18 protein-coding genes are annotated in these 19,126 nt (G+C 70.1%); 14 read left to right on the top strand and 4 right to left on the bottom strand.

The genetic code is table 11. The annotated features are described in order from the left end of the window. The first annotated feature begins 12 nt into the window (after nucleotides 1-12). Entirely contained in the window at nucleotides 13-633 is a 621-nt protein-coding gene (locus BpN12_RS25325; RefSeq protein ID WP_246794994.1) for a TetR/AcrR family transcriptional regulator, read from the top strand. Nucleotides 634-738: 105 nt separating this feature from the next. Here BpN12_RS25325 and BpN12_RS25320 read toward each other — a convergent pair whose 3' ends face one another. Together BpN12_RS25320 and BpN12_RS25315 are read right to left on the bottom strand one after the other, a co-directional pair. Then, a complete protein-coding gene (locus BpN12_RS25320) occupies nucleotides 739-2,472 on the bottom strand; it encodes a ClcB-like voltage-gated chloride channel protein (RefSeq protein WP_246797999.1) in 1,734 nt (577 codons plus the stop codon). A gap of 112 nt (nucleotides 2,473-2,584) precedes the next feature. Further along, nucleotides 2,585-3,676 carry a YeiH family protein gene (locus BpN12_RS25315; protein ID WP_246794993.1) on the bottom strand — a complete coding sequence of 364 codons (1,092 nt, stop codon included), beginning with the start codon at nucleotides 3,674-3,676 and terminating at the stop codon, nucleotides 2,585-2,587. Between the two features lie 110 nt (nucleotides 3,677-3,786). On the opposite strand from BpN12_RS25315, the gene BpN12_RS25310 reads away from it, so the two are divergent. The 8 genes from BpN12_RS25310 to BpN12_RS25275 all read left to right on the top strand — a co-directional run bounded on the left by BpN12_RS25310 (nucleotide 3,787) and on the right by BpN12_RS25275 (nucleotide 11,885). Then, entirely contained in the window at nucleotides 3,787-4,698 is a 912-nt protein-coding gene (locus tag BpN12_RS25310; RefSeq protein WP_246794992.1) for a LysR family transcriptional regulator, read from the top strand. A gap of 241 nt (nucleotides 4,699-4,939) precedes the next feature. Continuing rightward, nucleotides 4,940-5,704: a TIM barrel protein gene (locus BpN12_RS25305; RefSeq protein ID WP_246794991.1), complete on the top strand. Its 765-nt coding sequence runs from the start codon at nucleotides 4,940-4,942 to the stop codon at nucleotides 5,702-5,704. A gap of 26 nt (nucleotides 5,705-5,730) precedes the next feature. Beyond that, nucleotides 5,731-6,738, top strand: a complete 1,008-nt coding sequence (locus BpN12_RS25300) for a sugar kinase (protein WP_246794990.1) — start codon at nucleotides 5,731-5,733, stop codon at nucleotides 6,736-6,738. Between the two features lie 117 nt (nucleotides 6,739-6,855). Beyond that, a complete protein-coding gene (locus BpN12_RS25295) occupies nucleotides 6,856-8,136 on the top strand; it encodes an MFS transporter (RefSeq protein ID WP_246794989.1) in 1,281 nt (426 codons plus the stop codon). Nucleotides 8,137-8,141: 5 nt separating this feature from the next. Continuing rightward, on the top strand, nucleotides 8,142-9,110 hold the full coding sequence (locus BpN12_RS25290) for a 2-hydroxyacid dehydrogenase (protein WP_246794988.1): 969 nt from the start codon (nucleotides 8,142-8,144) through the stop codon (nucleotides 9,108-9,110). 502 nt (nucleotides 9,111-9,612) lie between these two features. Then, complete coding sequence (locus tag BpN12_RS25285) at nucleotides 9,613-10,659, top strand: LacI family DNA-binding transcriptional regulator (protein ID WP_246794987.1); 1,047 nt, start codon at nucleotides 9,613-9,615, stop codon at nucleotides 10,657-10,659. A 55-nt stretch (nucleotides 10,660-10,714) separates the two neighbouring features. Then, nucleotides 10,715-11,503, top strand: coding sequence for a YhfC family glutamic-type intramembrane protease (locus BpN12_RS25280; protein ID WP_246794986.1), 789 nt, complete (start codon nucleotides 10,715-10,717; stop codon nucleotides 11,501-11,503). Nucleotides 11,504-11,522: 19 nt separating this feature from the next. After that, the gene (locus BpN12_RS25275) at nucleotides 11,523-11,885 is read left to right on the top strand and encodes a DUF3022 domain-containing protein (RefSeq protein ID WP_246794985.1); all 363 of its coding nucleotides are present in this window, start codon (nucleotides 11,523-11,525) and stop codon (nucleotides 11,883-11,885) included. Between the two features lie 37 nt (nucleotides 11,886-11,922). Here BpN12_RS25275 and BpN12_RS25270 read toward each other — a convergent pair whose 3' ends face one another. Further along, nucleotides 11,923-12,357: a PGDYG domain-containing protein gene (locus BpN12_RS25270; protein ID WP_246794984.1), complete on the bottom strand. Its 435-nt coding sequence runs from the start codon at nucleotides 12,355-12,357 to the stop codon at nucleotides 11,923-11,925. A 525-nt stretch (nucleotides 12,358-12,882) separates the two neighbouring features. Further along, nucleotides 12,883-13,422, bottom strand: a complete 540-nt coding sequence (locus BpN12_RS25265; protein ID WP_246794983.1) for a Spy/CpxP family protein refolding chaperone — start codon at nucleotides 13,420-13,422, stop codon at nucleotides 12,883-12,885. A 278-nt stretch (nucleotides 13,423-13,700) separates the two neighbouring features. Here BpN12_RS25265 and BpN12_RS25260 point away from each other — a divergent pair, with 278 nt between their 5' ends. The 5 genes from BpN12_RS25260 (at nucleotide 13,701) to BpN12_RS25240 (ending at nucleotide 19,005) form a co-directional block, all read left to right on the top strand. Beyond that, nucleotides 13,701-14,165, top strand: coding sequence for an Lrp/AsnC family transcriptional regulator (locus BpN12_RS25260; protein ID WP_246794982.1), 465 nt, complete (start codon nucleotides 13,701-13,703; stop codon nucleotides 14,163-14,165). 200 nt (nucleotides 14,166-14,365) lie between these two features. Further along, nucleotides 14,366-15,436, top strand: a complete 1,071-nt coding sequence (locus BpN12_RS25255; RefSeq protein ID WP_246794981.1) for a zinc ribbon domain-containing protein — start codon at nucleotides 14,366-14,368, stop codon at nucleotides 15,434-15,436. A gap of 505 nt (nucleotides 15,437-15,941) precedes the next feature. After that, the gene (locus BpN12_RS25250) at nucleotides 15,942-16,874 is read left to right on the top strand and encodes an MBL fold metallo-hydrolase (RefSeq protein WP_246797998.1); all 933 of its coding nucleotides are present in this window, start codon (nucleotides 15,942-15,944) and stop codon (nucleotides 16,872-16,874) included. Between the two features lie 46 nt (nucleotides 16,875-16,920). Next, nucleotides 16,921-17,493, top strand: a complete 573-nt coding sequence (locus BpN12_RS25245; protein WP_246794980.1) for a YbhB/YbcL family Raf kinase inhibitor-like protein — start codon at nucleotides 16,921-16,923, stop codon at nucleotides 17,491-17,493. Nucleotides 17,494-17,799: 306 nt separating this feature from the next. Next, nucleotides 17,800-19,005, top strand: a complete 1,206-nt coding sequence (locus BpN12_RS25240; protein ID WP_246794979.1) for an NAD(P)/FAD-dependent oxidoreductase — start codon at nucleotides 17,800-17,802, stop codon at nucleotides 19,003-19,005. Nucleotides 19,006-19,126: the final 121 nt, after the last annotated feature.

The following is a 19,126-nucleotide window of genomic DNA, read 5'->3' as shown; positions in this document are numbered from 1 at the left end:
GACTTCGCGCCTATGAAACCGAAGCGCCTGACCCGCGAGCAGAGCAAAGACCAGACGCGTGAGCGCCTGCTCAATTCCGCGCACGCGATATTTACGAAGAAGGGGTATGTGGCCGCGAGCGTCGAGGACATCGCGGCGGCGGCCGGCTACACGCGCGGCGCGTTCTATTCGAATTTCGGCGGCAAGGCCGAACTGCTGTTCGAGCTGTTGCGGCGCGACCACGAGACGGTGCGCTCGGAGCTGTACCAGATCTTCGAGGCGGGCGGCACGCGCGAGCGCATGGAGGCGAGCGCGCTGGCGTTCTACAGCGGCTTCCTGCGCAAGAGCCCGGCGTTCCTGCTCTGGTGCGAGGCGCGGCTGCAGGCGGCGCGCGACGCGAAGTTCCGCACCCGCTACATCGCGTTCATGCGCGAGAAGCTCGAGGACATGACGCACACCATCGAGATGTTCGTCGAGCAGTCGGGCACGCCGCTGCTGCTGCCCGCCGAGGTGCTCGCGATCGGCCTGATGGGGCTGTGCGACGGCGTGCAGTCGTTCCACGTCGCCGACCCGCAGCACGTGTCGCTCGACCTGACCGAGGCGACGCTGGCCGGCTTCTTCGCGCGCGTCGTGCTGGGCCGCGCGCCCGACTGACCTGCGCCGGGCCGCGGCCGGCGTTGCTCGCGCGGCGTCGCCGCCGTTCCGTTCCCGCCGTTTTTTCCTGCTGCCGCTTGCCGTTGCCGCTTGCCGCGCGTCGCCTCAGCGGCTCGCGTTCATGCGCCGGTACGCGTCGAGCAGCGAGGTCTTGTAGACGACCCCCGCCAGCACCGGCTCCGCGAGGCTTTCCACCACCGGCAGCCGCTCGCCCTGGAAGCTCATGAAATGCTCGAAGGCGGCGCCGAGCGCCATGTCGGGCGTGAGCAGCGGGAACGGCGTGTGGACGTAGCCGGCGGCCGTCCGGTGCGCGGTGTCGCGGCCTTCCAGCAGGTCCGAGGTGATGTCCTTCAGCGCCACCGCGCCGCGGAAGCGGCCGTCCTCGTCGGTCACGTAGAGGTACTTGACCGGATATTCGAGGAACACGCGCGTCATCTCGGCGACGCTCGCGTCGAGCCGCACGACAGTCTGCGCGGGCTGGATCAGCGCGCGCATCTGGGTCGCGCGCAGCCGCAGCCGCTCCTCCTCGTCGCGATGGCGGCGCAGCGTGATCTCGTACATCGAGGTCCGGCCGAGCGCGCGCGCGCCGAAGTAGGCCACCACGCACGACACCATCAGCGGCAGCACCACCTGGTAGCTCAGCGTCATCTCGAAGATCATCAGGATCGCCATCAGCGGCGCCTGCGTCGCGCCGGCCAGGAACGCGCCCATCCCGACGATCGCGTAGGCATACGCGGCCGACACGTGGCCCGGCAGCAGCGCCTGCATGGCGAGGCCGAACAGCGCGCCCACCGTGGCGCCGACGAACAGCGTCGGCGTGAAGATCCCGCCCACCGCGCCCGAGCCCGAGGTGGCCGCGGTGGCCAGCAGCTTGAACACGAGCACGATGACGAGTGCCTGCCAGGTCCACGGCGCGTGCAGGATCGAGTTGACCACGCTGTAGCCGTTGCCCCAGACGTCGGGCACCCACACCGAGATCACGCCGACCGCGAGGCCGCCGAGCGCGAGCCGCACCGGCAGCGGCGCGGGCAGCTGGCGAAAGCGCGCCTTCGAGGCGGCCAGCAGGCGCAGGAACTGCGGCGCGGCGGCGCCGCACAGCAGGCCGAGCGCGACGAACGCGAGCACCTCGAGGCCCGCCACGGCCGGGAACACCGGCATCTCGTAGGGCGGGCGGTAGCCGGCGAACTCGCGCATCGTGATGTTGGCCACCACCGAGGCCACCAGCATCGGCCCGAAGCTTTCCATCGCGATCGCGCCGAGCACGATCTCGCCGACGAAGAACGCGCCGGCGATCGGCGCGTTGTAGGCCGAGGTGATGCCGGCCGCGGCGCCGCAGGCCACCAGCAGGCGCAGGCGCGGCGGATCGAAGCGCGCGACGCGTCCCACCAGCGAGGCGGCCAGCGCGGCGAGCTGGACCATCGGGCCTTCGCGGCCGATCGAGCCGCCGCTGCCGATCGTCAGCAGCGACGACGCGCTGCGCCAGAGGCTTTCGCCCACCGGCACCACGCCGTCGCCGAGCGCCACCGCTTCCATGTAGTCGGCGCCCGATTTCTTGGCCTGGCCGCGCTGCGCGGCCAATAGCACGCAGCCGGCCAGGAAGCCGCCCGCGGCCGGCAGCCAGACCCGCGTCTGCCACGGCAGGCGCCTGGCCATCTCGACGAAGCTGCCGGACGAGCCGGACACCAGCCGCTGGATCGTGTCGATGCCCTCGCGGAACAGGATCGTCGCGAACGCGCCGCTGATGCCGACGATCACGGACCAGATCAGCATGGTGTGGGCGTCCGACAGGCGGAACAGCGCTTGTGCGCGGGTGCGCAGCTTCAGGAGAAAGGACAGCACGAGGTCGACGGGCGGGCGGAGAAAGTCGACGGCAAGCATAGCACCGCGCCGCGCGCGCCTGAGCCAGGCGGGCGCGGCGCGGAGGCCGGGGCGGCGGGCGCGGTCGGGCGAATCAGCCAAGCCAGCGCTCGACCAGCCAGGTGATGCCGAAGCCGCCCGCGATCAGCCACAGGTACAGCACGAAGCCGGCCGTCAGCGCGCGCGGGCCGGCCGCGCGGATCTGCGAGAGGCGCGTCTCGATGCCGAGCGCCGTCATGGCCATGGTCAGCGCGAACGTGTCGAGCGTGTTCAGCGCGTGGACCGTCGGGTCGGACAGCACGCCGAGCGAATTCACGATCACGAAGCCGAGGAAGCCGAGCGCGAACCACGGCACCGCGAGCCTGCGCCGGCCGTGCCCGGCGGCGCCGCCGTGCTCGCCATTCGCGCCATGCGCGCCGCGGACCGGCCGCGCGAGCCAGGCGCCGAGCGCGAGCAGCACCGGCACCAGCAGCATCACGCGCGTCATCTTGACGATCGTCGCGGTATGCACCACCTGCGCGCTCACGTCGCTCGCCGCGCCCACCACCTGCGCGACCTCGTGGATCGTGCCGCCGAAGAAGAGGCCGAGGCCCTGCGCGTCGAGCGGAATCCAGCCGGCGTGCCAGGCGAGCGGGTAGGCGAACATCGAGAGCGTGCCGAACAGCACCACGCTGCCGACCGCCATCGCGCTCTGGTGCGGCTTCGATTGCAGCGTCGATTCGAACGCGAGCACCGCCGCGGCGCCGCAGATCGCGCTGCCGGCCGCCGTCAGCAGCGCCGTGTCGCGGTCGAGCTTGAGCAGCTTCGTGCCCACCCAGGTGCCGATCACGAGCGTGCTGACCACCACCAGCACCGAGACGGCCAGCCCGGGCAGCCCGACCTGCGCGATCTCCTGCAGGCTCACGCGCAGCCCGAAGAACGCCACCGCGATGCGCAGCAGCTTGCGCGCCGAGAAGTTGACGCCGGCCGCCCAACTGGCCGGCATGCCGTCGCGCAGCGCGTTGCCATAGACGGTGCCGGCGATGATCCCGACGATCAGCGGCGAGAGGCCGAGCCGCGCGACCGCGGGCAGCGCGGACAGGCTCGTGACCGCCGCGGCGAACAGCGCGACGAACAGCACGCCGTTCAGCTGGCCGCGCAGCGACGGCGCGGCGGCATGCGACAGGGTGGGAGTGGCGGTGCTCATGGCGGTGGTTCCGGCGTTCGATGCGATGGCCTAATCCTAATTTGGATATATAGATATGAAAAATTGTGATTAGTGACATCAATTATCGGAAAATCTGATATTTTTCAGGAATGAACCCGGATCAACTGATAACGTTCGTGACCGTGGCCGAGTTGCTCAACATCAGCCGCGCGGCCGAGGCGCTGCATCTGTCGCAGCCGGCCGTGTCGGGCCAGCTGCGGCAGCTGCAGGACGAATTCGGCGAGCCGCTCTACCTGCGCGACGGGCGTGGCGTGCGCCTGACGCCGGTGGGCGAGCAGCTGGTGCCGCTGGCCGCGCGCCTGCGGGACACCTTCGCGCAGGCGCGTGCCTATCGCGACGCGGTGCGCGGCGTCGAGCGCGGCACGCTGCGGGTGGGCGCCAGCACCACGCCGGCCAGCTACCTGCTGCCGTACCTGATCGCCGAATTCCGGCCGCTCGCGCCCGGCGTCGCGATCCAGACCATGACCGGCAACACGGCCGACGTGGTGGCCGCCCTCGGCTCGCTCGATCTCGCGCTGATCGAAGGCCCGCCCGGCGACGCGCTGCCGCCCGGCACGGCGGTGCATCCGTGGCGCGAGGACGAGATCGTCGCGATCATGCCGGCCTCGCATCCGCTCGCCGCCTCGGCGGGCCGCGCGGTCACGCTCGAAGTGCTGGCCGAATCGCCGCTGGTGCTGCGCGAGGCCGGTTCGGGCGTGCGGCAGCTGGTGGAGCGCGCGTTCGCGCGGGCCGGCGTGCCGGTGCGCGTGGCGCTCGAGATTGCCGGCGTCGAGGCCGTCAAGGAGGCCGTGCGGGCCGGGATGGGCGTGGGCTTTGTCTCGGCGATGTCGCTGCGCGGCGACGCGGCGCTGGTGATGCGCTCGATCGCGCCGCAGCCGCTGGTACGGCGCTTCTCGGTGCTGGTGCCGCATGCGGCCACGCCGTCGCGCGTGGCCGCGAAGTTTCTCGAGATGAGTCTGGCGCAGGGCGACGCGCCGGACGAGCGGCGAGCCGGCGATTAGGGCGTGACGAGCGGCACGACGAAGCCAGCCCGGCGACGGACGCGGCGCGATCTGCCGAACCGGCTTTCGCCGCGCTTTCGCCGCCGATCCCCTCGCCGCCGCACCGGTATTTCCTAGGGATTTCCTCTATGGCCGCCGCAAAACCCGAGGCGCACCATTCGGTCCATTGAACTGGAACCGGTTCCAATCATTGCGGGTCGAATCGGTTCGACCTGCATCATTGATCGAGGGAAGGGCAGACATGGCAGACATCGTGATCGTCGCGAGCGCCTACGGGGCCGACGCGATTCGCCGCGAGGGGCACGCCGCGTTCGTCGCGGCCGCGGCGCAGGCGGGCGCGTCGGGGTTCGAGGTGCGCCGCGAGCTGTTCGCGGCGGAGCACGACGCGTCGGGCGCCGCGCTGGCCGCGCTGGGCGGCGCGATCGCCGCCGCCGGCCTGTGGGCCGTCTATTCGACCCCGGCCAACCTCTATCGCGACGACGGCGCGCTCGACCGCGACGCGCTCGTCACGTCACTGACCGAGGCCGACGCGCTTGGCGCGCGCTTCGTGAAATTTCAGCTTGGCGGCTTCGCCGGCGCGACGCATGCGCGCGCGATCGCCGAGGCGGCGCGCGGCGCGCGGGCGCGCGTGCTGGTCGAGAACAGCCAACTCGTGCTCGGCGGCACGCTCGCGCAGTTCACCGGCCTGTTCGGCGCGCTGCGCGAGGAAGGTGCCGCGGACCTGATCGGCATGACGTTCGACGTCGGCAACTGGATCTGGCCCGGCGAGGTGCCGCTCGACGCGGCCGGCGCGCTGGCCGCCCATGTCGAGTACATCCACTGCAAGGCCGTGACGGGCGAGGGCGCGCGTCGCTTCGCGGTGGCGCCGCAGCCGGCCGATCCGCTCTGCGTGCCGGTGCTCGCGGCGCTGCCGCGCCACGTGCCGCGCGGCATCGAGTTCCCGTTCGATCCGGCCGACCTCGCCGCCGACGCGCGTCGCCGCGTCGCCTGGCTCGAAGCCGCCTGATCCCGTTTTCCGAAGGAGTGTTCCGTATGTCGCAATCCCCCGTCGAAATCGTCACCTACGGCGAGGCGATGACGCTGTTCGTCGCGAACGCGCCCGGCCCGCTCGCGCAGGCCGAGCAGTTCACGAAGCGCATCGCCGGCGCGGACCTGAACGTCGCGATCGGCCTCGCGCGGCTCGGCTTCCGGGTCGGCTACGTGAGCCGGGTGGGCGCCGATTCGTTCGGCCGCCACGTGCTCGACACGCTCGCGCACGAAGGCATCGACGCGTCGTGCGTGACGATCGACGAACGCCACCGCACCGGCTTCCAGCTCAAGGCGCGCGCCGAGGACGGCGCCGATCCCGACGTCGAATACTTCCGCAAGGGCTCGGCCGCGAGCCATCTCTCGCTCGACGACTACGCCGCCGGCTACGTGCTCGGCGCGCGCCACCTGCACCTGACGGGCGTGGCGCCGGCGATCTCGTCGAGCTCGTGCGAACTCGCGTTCCATCTCGCGCGCGAGATGCGCGCGGCCGGCAAGACCATTTCGTTCGATCCGAACCTGCGCCCGACCCTGTGGCCGTCCGCCGAGGTCATGGCGCGCACGCTCAACGAACTCGCCTCGCAGGCCGACTGGGTGCTGCCCGGGCTGGCCGAAGGCCGCAAGCTGACCGGCCTCGACACGCCGGCCGAGATCGCGCGCTTCTATCTGGCCAACGGCGCGCGCGCCGGCGTCGTGATCAAGCTCGGCGAGGCCGGCGCCTACTACCTGACGGCGCGCGGCGAGGAGGGCACGGTGGCCGGCGAGCGCGTCGAGCGCGTGGTCGACACGGTCGGCGCCGGCGACGGCTTCGCGGTCGGCGTGGTCAGCGCGCTGCTCGAAGGCCGGCCGATCGAAGCGGCGGTGGCGCGCGGCAACCGGATCGGCGCGCTCGCGATCCAGGTGATCGGCGACTCCGAGGGGCTGCCGACGCGCGAGCAGCTCGACCGCCTCGAAGGCGTAGTGGCGGCGCATCATCCATCGCAGGCCACCGCCGAGGCGCCGCTCGCGCGATAATCGGCGCGCGCCGGCGCCGTGCGAGCGGCGCGGCGCGCGACCGGCCGCAACCCGCGGGCGCGGCCCGCGGTAGACGAAGAACCCGATACGGCGGCTCACGCCGAAGGAGACAACCCCATGCCCCAAACGCTCGCGATTCGCCGCTGGTGGAAGATCATGCCGATCGTCTTCATCACCTACAGCCTCGCCTATCTCGATCGCGCGAACTTCGGCTTCGCCTCGGCCGCCGGCATCAACCACGATCTCGGCATCGGCAAGGGGCTCGCCTCGCTGATCGGCGCGCTGTTCTTCCTCGGCTACTTCTTCTTCCAGATTCCCGGCGCGATCTATGCCGAGCGCCGCAGCGTCAAGCGCCTGGTGTTCTGGAGCCTCGTGCTGTGGGGCGCCTGCGCGGCGCTGACCGGCGTGGTCAGCAACATCCCGTCGCTGATGGCGATCCGCTTCGCGCTCGGCGTGGTCGAGGCCGCCGTGATGCCGGCCATGCTGATCTACATCAGCAACTGGTTCACGAAGCACGAGCGCTCGCGCGCCAACACGTTCCTGATCCTCGGCAACCCGGTCACGGTGCTCTGGATGTCGGTGGTGTCGGGCTATCTCGTCCATGAATACGGCTGGCGCCACATGTTCGTCGCCGAGGGCGTGCCGGCGCTGGTCTGGGCCGTGTGCTGGTGGTGCCTGGTGCAGGACCGGCCGGCGCAGGCGAAATGGCTGTCAGCCGACGAGAAGCGCGACATCGAGCGCGTGCTCGCCGGCGAGCAGGCCGCGCTGAAGCCGGTGCGCAACTATCGCGAGGCGTTCCGCCAGCCGGCCGTGATGGTGCTCAGCGCGCAGTATTTCTGCTGGAGCATCGGCGTATACGGCTTCGTGCTGTGGCTGCCGTCGATCGTCAGCAACGGTTCGTCGCTCGGCATGGTGGCCACCGGCTGGCTCTCGGCGCTGCCGTACCTGGCCGCCACCATCGCGATGCTCGTCGTGTCATGGGCGTCGGATAAACTCGATACCCGCAAGGCGTTCGTCTGGCCGTTCCTGCTGATCGGCGCGCTCGCGTTCGCGGGCTCCTACGCGCTCGGCTCGACGCATTTCTGGCTCTCGTATGCGCTGCTGGTGCTCGCGGGCGCCGCGATGTACGCGCCCTACGGGCCGTTCTTCGCGATCGTGCCCGAGCTGCTGCCGAAGAACGTGGCGGGCGGCGCGATGGCGCTGATCAACAGCATGGGCGCGCTCGGCTCGTTCGTCGGCTCCTATTTCGTCGGGTATCTGAACGGCGCCACCGGCACGCCGGCCGCCTCGTATGCGTTCATGAGCGTGGCGCTGCTGGCGTCGGTCGTGCTGACGCTGATCGTCAGGCCGCAGCCGGACGAAGCGCCGCCGCTCGCGCACTCCACTACAGGGAAATGAATCGCATGACTTACCGTATCGTCGCCTACAAGGCGCTGCCCGATGATGTCCTCGCCTATCTGCGCGACCACGCCGAGGTGATCCAGGCCGACGGCGCCGCCGCGCTGACCGAGGCGCTCGCCACGGCCGACGGCGCGATCGGCGCGAGCGTGCCGGTGACCGCCGCGATGCTCGACGGTGCGCCGAAGCTGCGCGCGTGGTCGACCATCTCGGTCGGCTACGACCAGTTCGACGTCGCGGACCTGACGCGACGCGGCATCGTGCTCGCCCACACGCCCGACGTGCTGACCGAATCGACCGCCGACACCGTGTTCGCGCTGATCCTCGCGAGCGCGCGCCGGGTGGTGGAGCTGGCCGAGTACGTCAAGGCGGGCGAGTGGAAGAAGAGCATCGGCGAGCCGCATTACGGTACCGACGTGCAGGGCAAGACGCTCGGCATCGTCGGGCTCGGCCGGATCGGCGCGGCGGTGGCGCGGCGCGCGGCGCTCGGTTTCCGGATGCGCGTGCTGTACACCAACCGCAGCCCCAACGAGCAGGCCGAGGCGCAGTTCGGCGCGCGCCGCGTGCCGCTCGACGAGTTGCTCGCCACCGCCGACTTCGTCTGCCTGCAGGTGCCGCTGACCGAGGCGACGCGGCACCTGATCGGCGCGCCCGAGTTCGCGAAGATGAAGCGCAACGGGATCCTGATCAACGCCGCGCGCGGGCCGGTGGTGGACGAGGCCGCGCTGGTCGAGGCGCTGCGCGCCGGCACGATCCGCGGCGCCGGCCTCGACGTGTTCGAGCACGAGCCGGTGGCCGCCGATTCGCCGCTGCTCGCGATGAAGAACGTGGTGGCGCTGCCGCATATCGGCTCGGCTACCGCCGAGACGCGTCACGCGATGGCGCGCAACGCGGCCGAGAACCTGATCGGTGCGCTCGACGGCACGCTGCGCGAGAACATCGTCAATCGCGACGTGCTGAACGGGCGCGGCTGAGGCCGGGCCGCAAACGAGACCATACGGGCTGGGCCGGAGATGCCGGCGTCCGGATAGACGATATCGGATGGCCGGTATTCGGCGTTGCGCGAACGGCCACCGGGCGTGCCGGCGCGAAGGTGTCCCATGGAGCGCGCCGGCGCGGCCACTTCGGCCCGGGAGCCGCGCCGCGTGGGCGGCCCAGCCGAATCGCGCCGCTGGCCGAGCGCCGATGGTTACCGCGCACCGTCGCGGGCCTTGCCCGCCGGCGCCGATCGCCGGCCCGCGACCGCGGCGCGCGAACCGAGTGAACCCTCGTTTCGGGCCGCGACCGGCTGCGTTATGATCGCGCGCTGGCCATGCGATCGTGCCGGTTCGCGAGCGCGGCATCACGCTGTCGCGCGGGCCGGGCGAACCTGCCGCGGCGCCGCGCTCACTGGAGAATTGATCAGTTGACCTGCTTGTTCCGATCCCGCCGACGTCGCGCCCGCCTCGCGCGAGCCGCCCACCCGCAGGCCACGCGATGAGCGAGTTCCGTCCGCCGTCGGCCGCGCGCCCGGCCACGATCAGCGACGTCGCGCGCGAAGCCGGCACCGGCAAGACCAGCGTCTCGCGCTATCTGAACGGCGAGACCAACGTGCTGTCGGCCGACCTGCGCGGGCGCATCGAGGCGGCGATCCAGCGTCTCAACTACCGGCCCAACCAGATGGCGCGCGGGCTCAAGCGCGGCCGCAACCGGCTGCTCGGGCTGCTGGCCGCCGACCTGACCAATCCCTATACCGTCGAGGTGCTGCAGGGCGTCGAGGCGGCCTGCCACGCGCTCGGCTACATGCCGCTGATCTGCCATGCGGCCAACGAAGCCGACATGGAGCGCCGCTATCTGCAGCTGCTCACCACCTATCGCGTGGAAGGCATGATCGTCAACGCGCTCGGTGCGCGCGAGGATGCGCTGCTGCCGCTGCGCGGCTGCGGGATTCCGACCGTGCTGGTGGATCGCCGCGTGGACGGCTTCGACGCCGACCTGGTCGGCCTCGACAACGCCGCCGCGGTGCGCGCCGGGCTCGCGCATCTGCTCGACCGCGGTTATACGAGCGTGACGTTCGTGGTGCAGCCGTTCGAGCAGGTCAGCTCGCGCCGGCTGCGCGAGGCGGCGTTTCGTGCCGCGCTCGCCGAGGCGGGCCACGAGGTCGCGCCGAGCGTGATCGCCGATCTCGGCGAGCCGGACGCGCTGCGCGTCGCGCTGGCCGAGGTCGATGCGCGCGTCGAGGCGGCCGGCCGGGCCGGGCGGCGCGCGGCGCTGTTCGCCGCCAACGCGCCGGTCGCGCTCGCGCTCGCGCGCCATCTGCACGCGCGGCATGGCGCCGGCTGGCAGGCAAAGGCAGCGCTGCTGTCGATCGACGATCCCGAATGGGCCGAACTGCTCGGCATCACCACCATTCGCCAGCCGACCTATGAAATCGGCCACCGTGCCGTGGAATTCGTCCACGACCGGATCGACGGCGCCACCGGCGCCGCGCGCGAGGCGCTGCTGCCCGGCGAGCTGGTGGTGCGCACGTCCACCTCAAGCTGAGTATCATGCGGGGTCGCGCACCGCTCGGTGCGCCCGCACTCGCTCAAGGATCGTCATGACTGTTGCTCCCGCCACGCTGGTGGCGCTGATCGTCGGCACGCTGCTGGTCGCGCTGCTGCCGATCGTCACGTACCGTCTGCTGAAAGCCCCGATGAAGCTCGACCGGCGCGACGCGATCGTCGGCATCGCCGCGTTCATGCTGTTCGCGACGCTGCTCGAACGCGGCTTCTACGCGCTCGCGCTCGGCATGCCCGCCATCACGCAGTTCCTCGTCAAGCCGGCCGCGTTTGTCGCGTTCGGCACGATCGCGGCCGCCGTGTTCGAGGAGGCCGGCCGCTATCTCGGGATGCGCTTCGTCGAGCGGCGCTACGGCGCGTCGCCCGGCGACGGACGCGGGCTCGGCTACGGCATCGGCTTTGGCGGCGCGCAGGCGTGGTTCGTCGGCGTGATCGTGCTGGGCCAGTGGACCTGGCTCGTCTGGCTCGCGCAGCGCGGCCAGCTCAACGAACAGCTCGCCACCATGCCGACCGATCTCGCGCTGCGCATCCAGATGATGCTGGTGACGATGTCGGTGCCGTCGATCGGCGTGCGCGTGTTCGAATGCATCGCCGCGTTCACGTTCCAGCTCGCGATGTCGGTGATCGTCTGGCGCGGCGTGCAGGCGCGCAAGCGCTGGATCCTGCCGCTCGCGATCGTGCTGCATCCGATCGGCGACCTGCCGCTGATCGCGTTCAATGCCGGCGCGATTCCCATTTCGACCATGGTCACGCTGTACGGCGTGCTGACGATGATCCTGATCGCCGGGCTCGCCCGGTGGTGCCGGGCGGCGTCGAACGCGGCCTGAGCCGCCACGGAGACCACTGATGGATGACTACCACTACGATTGCGCGAGCGCCGAGTTCAACGAACTCGCGCATGTGATCTGCGACCTGTTCCCCGAACAGACCAGCTTTGCCGAGCGCCGCGACGACGCGGGGCGCCTGCTGCACGTGCAGTGGCTCGGCATGCGCTTCGGCTCCGCGCCGCGGCGCATGGCGCTCGACGTCCGGATCGAGGCGGCCGCGCTGGCGCGCTATCTGGCCATGCGGCCGATGCAGCGCGCGCGCAGCCACGCGGTGCTGCGCGCCTATGTCGAGGCGTTCATCGGTTCGCTCGAGGAGCGGCACGCGGAAGGGCAGGCCGTGGAGCGCGAGGCCGCGCTCACGTTGGGTGAGGAGTTCGCTTAGGCGTGGTTTGCCGCGTTGTTTGCTGTCGCGTCGCGGCTCAGTCCGCGACGCGATAGACCTGCGCGAAACGCTGGGCCTGGACGACGCCGTAGTCGCCGGGCGCATATTGCATGACCCAGTCGCCGGCCGCGCCGCGCAGCACGTCGCCGTTCTCGGAGCGCGCGATCGTGAACGGCGCGTCCATTTGCCGGGCCAGCACCACGCTCGGACGATTGCGGTACGCGCCGGGTCGGCCAGGTTCGAGGTCGGGCTGCGCGGGCAGGTATTTCGCATCGAAGCGCTCGCGCGACACCACCCAGCGGTCGCCCGTCGAGCCCGTCACGAGCGCGTCGCCGGCCGCATAGCGGTTCGGGCCTTCGAGGCTCATCAGCTCGCCCGCCTCGGGCGCGAATTCGACTTCCACCGTTTCATCCTTGACGACGCGTTGCGCGGCCGGGTCCGTGCGCAGGTCGATCTGCTGCAATTCGATCATGATTCGCGTGCTTTTCGGTGAAAAGCACGCACTGTAGCGTGAAATCTGGCGGCTGTGGGGAGGCGTGGGGCGGCCGGGTTGCGCGGGGAACCCTTTTTTCGGCAGAATCGCCGGAGCCTTGTGGGGCAAGGGGGGGCGGGGAGAGGGGAAATTCGGGTGGAGAGGGTGTTTGTTAAGGGAAGGTTTTTAAAATCAGTGGGTTGTGGGGTTGTGGGGCTAGTTCGCTGCCGCGTAGGTAGCTTAGAAAGTCAGCGCGAAGAGCCTCGACGCCGTCAACGGGTTCGCTGCCGCGTAGGCAGCTTAGAAAGATGCAAACCAGACCGAGTTCGGACACGTTACGTTCACTGCCGCACAGGCAGCTTAAAAATCCGGACGCGGCCCAAAAAAGGTAATCGACGGCACCCGCCTCCACACCTCCCACGCCGCCTCCACCACAAAAAACCGCCGCAAAAAAAACCGGCCCACCGCGATACCGCGGTGGGCCGGGCCGTCAGCGTCCCGGAGCAAAGCCCCGGGCAGCCGTCCTTACTGCGCAGCCGGGGCGCTGGCCGCGTCGGCGGCCGGTGCTGCCGGTTTCTTCATCGCATGATGCGGTGCTCGCTTCGCGGCGTGCTGGCCGTGATGCTCCCAGCGCTCGCCGAACGTCTTGTCGGCCAGTGCCTTCTGCTCCGGCGACAGCGCGTCGTAGAGCGGGCTGAACGTGTCGACCAGCTTCTTCGCGCCGTCCGCGTTCGCCTGGGCGATGTCGGCGTATTGCTTGACGTCGTCGACGGCGGTGGCCGTCTTCTTGTTTTCCATGCGCTCGCCATAGAGGCGGCCCATCGTTTCACCGTTGTCGCGCATCGTGTCGGCGAACGGCTTCCACTGGGCTTCCTGCGCCGACGTGATCTTCAGCTGCTTGTGCAGGTAGGCGATCCGTTCCTCGACACGTGCCTCGTGGCGGGCAGCGTGCGTGGCGGCCGACGCCGATGCGGCAGCGGGAGCCGACGCGGGCGTCTGGGCTTGGGCGGCGATCGAGCCGGTGAGCGCGAACAGCGCAGCGAGGGTCAGCGAGATCTTTTTCATTTGAACTCCTGTGTGGTGTCATACGGCAACCGGCGGCGCCCGTCCATCGATCGGAAGCAAGCCGCGAGCCGGAGCCGCGCGCTATTAGTAGCATGCTCCCGGCAAAATGTGCAGTGCAGCGACATCTGCTTACAACCGAAACGAAACCGAAATCGCCGCGACCAAACCGTCCGCACGGTCGCCAGGCCTCGCGCGAACGCCGTCTCGCGCGGCCGCGGGGCGGGCCGCGTTTATCTCGGAAGGCGCTATTATCGCGACACCTTGTCACGGAAATTGTCATGCGCCCACCCCGACTCGACCAGCTCGATGCGCTCGACCGCAATCTCGTCGCGCTGCTGCAGGCCAACGCCCGCGCCAGCGTGGCCGAGCTCGCGCGCCAGCTCGACGTGGCGCGCACGACGGTGATCGCGCGGATCGAGCGGCTCGAGCGCACGCAGGTGATCGCCGGCTACAGCGCGCGGCTGGGTCAGGACGTGCTCGATGCGAGCCTGGTGGCCTATGTCGGCATCATCCTCGCGCCGAAGTTCGGCCAGGACGTGCTGAAGCGGCTCGACCGGATGCCCGAGGTGCAGTTGCTCTGCGCGGTGAGCGGCGAATACGATTACGTCGCGTGGCTGCGCGCCGATTCGCCGGGCCGCCTGAACGACCTGCTCGACGAGATCGGCTCGCTCGACGGCGTGGAGCGCACCACCACCTCGATCATCCTCGCGCGCAAGATCGATCGCGGCACGATCGCGGTGTGACGCCCGGCATGGCCGCCACGCGCGGGCCGCCGCGCAGCGCATCGACGCGAGAAACAGGGCGGCGCGGCACGGCGCACGCGCGCCGCTGACGCCGCTAGCCGCGAAGGCACGCCCGGCACGCGGGCGCGAAGCGGTTCCACGCGGCATGAACTGCACGAGCGGCAGCAGGCGGCATCAGCGATCCCAGACGGAGAGAAGCCATGAAGACCAGTCAGGCGTTTTCCCGCCCCGAACGGTGGCTGCGCATCGCATCATGGGCGATCGCGATCGTGTTCGCGCTGTTCCTGAACATGCTCGGCAGCCTCGTGATCCGCGACCTGATGTTCGCGCCGCGCGGCGGCCCGCCCGATATCTCGCAGTTCTCCGACACGGCGCGCGACGCGGCCCTGCGCGACGAGCGGCGCGCGCTCGACGGCGAGCGCGAGAGCCTGAGCGCGCGGCAGGAGACCGCGAACGCCGGCGCCACGCGCGCGCGGCGTGATTACGACAACGCCCGCGAGGGCTTGCGCAACTGGGTCGCCACGCGCAGCGCGACGGGCGACAGCAGCCGCAATCCGGAACTGCTCGCGCGCACGCAGGCGCTCGACACGCTGCAGGCGGCGCTGGCCGGCTGGCAGAAGCAGCAGGACACGCTCGGCGACCAGCTCCACGCGCTGGCGGCGCGCTCGGCGGTGCTCGACGTGCGCACCGAGCAGGCGCACCGCGACGCCGACACGCGCTACGAGGCCGCGCTGCGCCGCTATTCGCTGACGGTGTTCGGCTATCGCCTCGCGTTCACGCTGCCGGTGCTGCTGATCGCGGTCTGGCTGTTCGTGCGCCATCGCCGCGCGCGCTACTGGCCGTTCGTCTATGGCTTCGGCCTGTTCGCGCTGTCGGCGTTCTTCGTCGAGCTGGTGCCGTATCTGCCCGACTTCGGCGGCTATGTGCGCGTGGTGGTCGGGATCGCGCTGACGGCGTTCGCGGGCGTGGCCATGCTGCGGGCGTTCCAGCGCTATGTCGAGCGCAAGCGCGACGAGCTGCAGCGCAGCCGGGACGAACGCGCGCAGGCGATCGGCTACGAGAAGGCGATCGCGTCGTTCCAGAAGAAGACCTGCCCGTCGTGCGACAAGCCCTGGAGCCTCGGCGGCGAGCACGCCACATTCTGCATCCATTGCGGGCTGCGTCTGTTCCAGACCTGCGCCTGCACCACGCGCAATTTCGCGTTCTTCCCGTTCTGCAGCGGCTGCGGCACGGCGGTGCAGCGCGAGGCGCCGCCGGCGAAAGCGCTGTAGCCAGGCCGGAGGCGAAGGCGAGGCCAAGGCGAGGGTGACGATGCCGCTCGCGATCGGCGTGCGTGCCGGTTCGTACCGGAGCATGCCGGCGGGGCCGGTGGTGGCGATTGCCTTGTACCTCGACGCCGCCCTGGCGCGCCAGCCAGGGCGATGGTCATTCGCGCGGGCCGCCCCCGCCATCCGGCCGCCGCACGGGGATGCGCCGCGGCGCGTCCGCATCGCGCCTCGAGCTTGCCAGGGCGGGCCGTATCGACGCTGCCCGAGGCCGCTTCGCCATCGTCGCGCTGAAGGCGGACGTGCCGCCCCTCGCCCGCAAGCGGCGGATTGTTTCCGTCCGGACAACATGGCGTCTGCACCCGCGATGCTACTGCCGCGCGTCGCCTCTGATTACTATCCCTCACGCGCTTCTTCGACATTCGATCGCAACGGGTACGAGGCACTCCGGGCCTCCCGTGAATCGCGCCGCAAGTAATCCAGACTCCCCCATTCATAAGGACTATTGATGATGAAACAGGCGATCCGCAATATCCAGCCCGTTACCAGCAACCTCGGCACGGCAGGCGCGGGAGAACTCGTGCCGTCGCGCTACGCCGTTCAGGTGGGCGACGTTCAGGTCGTGCTGATCAGCGACGGCGTCCTGCCCCTGCCCACTTCCACGATGTCCACCAACGTGAGCGAAGCCGACCGCAACGCATGGTTCGACGGCCGTTTCCTGCAGCGCGACATGTTCGACTGGGCGCTCAACGTCGCGCTCGTGCGCAGCGGGGAGCGCCTGATCCTGATCGACTCGGGCGTGGGCGACGGCTTCGAGTACTTCACGCGCGCCGGCCGCTCGATGATGCGGCTGGAAACGGCCGGCATCGACCTGGCCGGGATCACCGATATCGTGATCACGCACATGCACATGGACCACGTCGGCGGCCTGAACGTCGACGGCATGAAGGCCCGGTTGCGCGAGGACGTGCGCATTCACGTCTCGGCACAGGAACTCGCGTTCTGGAAGAATCCGGACTTCAGCAGGACGGTGATGCCCGCAGCGGTGCCGCCGGCGCTGCGCAAGGCGGCTGCCAGCTTCGTGGAGCAATACGGCGGCAACATCGTGCCGTTCGACGGGGCCGCGCAGATTGCCCCCGGTGTATCGGCGCGCGTCACGGGCGGCCATACCCCGGGACACTGCGTCGTGGACATCGCCTCGAACGGCGAGAAACTGACCTTCGTCGGCGACGCGATTTTCGAAGTCAATTTCGATCATCCCGAGTGGCAGAACGGTTTCGAGCACGACCCCGAGAAAGCGCTCGACGTGCGTGTCGCGCTGCTCGAGGAGGCGGCCGAAACGGGGGCGTTGCTGGCTGCCGCGCATGTGGCGTTTCCGTCCATCGGCCACGTTTCGAAACACGGCGATACGTTCCGGTTCGTGCCGGTAACTTGGGATTACTGATCGATTCCCGGCGGGCGGTTCGCCGCATCATTCATCGGAACGAAGCATGACTATGAAGACCCTTCTGTCCGCGTTGACCTGCAGTGCGATGGCGCTGTCGCTGATGCCGGCGGCCGCCGGCGCCGAGCCGTTCACGGTCAAGGTCGCGGATCTCACGCGCGGGCGGTTTTCCGGCGAGCAGGTGTATGGCGGCTTCGGCTGCCATGGCAAGAACGTCTCGCCCCGCATCTCGTGGACCCACGTGCCGCGCGGCACGAAAAGCCTGGTGGTGACCATGTTCGACCCCGACGCCCCCACGGGCGGCCTCGGCTGGACCCATTGGGAGATCGCCAATCTCCCGCCGTCCGTCTCGGTGCTCGAAAAAGGCGCCTCCGGCCATCCCGAGCGGTTGCCGGCGGGCGCGATCGAGACCTTGACGGACTTCGGTGAATCGCGATACGGCGGCCCGTGTCCGCCCGCGGGCGAAACGCATCGGTACGTCGTGACGGTATCGGCGCTCGACGTCGCGCGGCTCGACGTGGCGCCGGCGGCCAGCCCGGCCGTCGTCGCGTTCCAGATGCACGGGAACGTGATCGGCCGCGCACGCTATGTCGCCCGATACCACCGCGCTCCGGACTGACGCCCGGCGGATGGCCCGGCCGGACGAACGTCAGGCGTGCGCGGCGATCGCGGCCGGGTGCCGCGGGGCGCTCGCCCGCCCGGCTTTCCAACGCTCCCGGGGATTGTTGCCGCGCAGGCAACGCGGTGACTTCCCCGGGGGATCTACTGCCGCTGAATGGCGGCGTCTACGCTTTGTCACGACGGCGATCGGCGCGGACGGGATCGCCCGGCCACCGGCAATCGTCGCGGCGTGCCGCCGGTGCCGGGCGTGGCTGGCCCCGGAGCGCGCCGCCTGTCTGGCAACCCGAAACCTGAGGTGTGAAACATGTCGCAGAAAATCTTGATTGTGGGCGCCGGCTTTGCCGGCGTGTGGGGCGCGCTCGGCGCGGCGCGGGTGCTCGACCGGGCCGGCATGGCCGCCGAGGTCGACGTCACGCTGATTTCGCCGAAACCCGAGCTGCAGATTCGGCCCCGGATGTATGAGAGCGAACCGCGTCGCATGTTCGCGCCGCTGTTGCCGCTGCTCGATGCCGCGAACGTGCATTACAGCGCCGGGCGTGTCGACGCAATCGCCGTTCACGACAGGACCGTGCGCGTGACGGGCCCCAGCGGCGAAACCCGTTCGCTCGATTATGACCGGCTGCTGCTGACGAGCGGCAGCCAGCTCGCCCGGCCGGCGATTCCCGGGCTCGCCGACTATGCGTTCTCGGTCGACTGCATGGAGGACGCGGCCGAACTCGAGAGCCATCTCGAGGAGCTGGCCAGGCTACCGGATTCGCGTGCGCGAAATACGGTGGTCGTGGCGGGATGCGGCTTCACCGGCATCGAGATCGCCACCGAGCTGCCCAAGCGGATGCGCGCGCTGATGGGCCCCGACGCCGCGATCAAGGTGATCGTCGTGGGATCGCAAGCCGAGATCGGACCCGACCTCGGGCCGAACCCGCGGCCCTATGTTGCCGAGGCGTTCGAGGCGCTCGGCGTGGAAACCGTGCTGGGCGCCCCGGTCGTGTCGGTCGAAGCGGGCGGCGTTCGCACGGCATCCGGCGCGCATATCGAAGCCATGACGGTGGTGTGGGCGGGCGGCATGCGCGCGAGCAAGCTCGCCGCGCAGGTGTCGTCGCGCCTCGATCAACTCGGCCGCGTCGAAGTTGCGCCCGATCTTCGCGTGGCGGATGCGCCCGAGGTGTTCGTGGCGGGCGACGTGGCACGCGTGCGGACCGACGATGCCGGGCATGACGCGTTGATGTCATGCCAGCATGCGATGGTGATGGGGAAGTTCGGCGGCCACAACGTGGCGGCCGATCTGATCGGCGCGGCGACGCTGCCGTATCGCCAGCCGTTTTACGCGACCTGCCTCGATCTCGGCGAGTGGGGGGCAGTCTACTCGGAAGGCTGGGACCGGCAGATCAAGCTGACGCACGCGGAGGGGAAGGCGCGCAAGCAGATGATCAACACGCAGTGGATCTATCCGCCGGCGCCGAATCGTGCCGATGCGTTGGCGGCGGGCGATCCGCTGGCGTCGTTCGGCTGAGCGGCGCCATGCGGCCGGTCGGTTCCGGCGCACGGGAGCCGACCGGTCAGGCCGATGGCGAACGGCGCGCCGCGTGGCCCGCGCCGGCCCGATCCGCCGCTTGGGGAAGGCCTTGCCCGGC

The organism is Burkholderia perseverans, from assembly GCF_022870505.1.
Lineage (GTDB): Bacteria > Pseudomonadota > Gammaproteobacteria > Burkholderiales > Burkholderiaceae > Burkholderia > Burkholderia plantarii.
The sequence above is the reverse complement of the archived record's forward strand: the minus strand, read 5'-3'. Positions and strand labels throughout refer to the sequence as shown.